This is a genomic window from Cedecea sp. VD22 (assembly GCF_037150195.1).
GTDB lineage: Bacteria > Pseudomonadota > Gammaproteobacteria > Enterobacterales > Enterobacteriaceae > Cedecea.
The window spans coordinates 1-257 of the sequence record NZ_JBBCPX010000072.1 but is presented as its reverse complement, the minus strand read 5'-3'; the positions used below and the strand labels follow the sequence as shown (position 1 = coordinate 257).

Annotated in this window: 1 rRNA gene; it reads left to right on the top strand. The window is 43.6% G+C overall.

Going from position 1 to position 257, the window contains the following annotated elements:
- Positions 1-164: 164 nt before the first annotated feature.
- A 23S ribosomal RNA gene (locus tag WFK85_RS23530) occupies positions 165-257 on the top strand; the annotation flags it as partial.

Sequence of the window (257 nt, the reverse complement as noted above, 5' to 3'; positions counted from 1 at the left end):
AGTCATGTTTGAGATATTTGCTCTTTAACAATCCGGAACAAGCTGAAAATTGAAACGACATGTCGTCTCATTCTTCCGTAATAAAGAATGAGGTTAAGACATGTTCGAGTCTCTCAAATTTTCACAATATCGATTGTGTCTTACGAGACACCTTCGGGTTGTGAGGTTAAGCGACTAAGCGTACACGGTGGATGCCCTGGCAGTCAGAGGCGATGAAGGACGTGCTAATCTGCGATAAGCGTCGGTAAGGTGATATG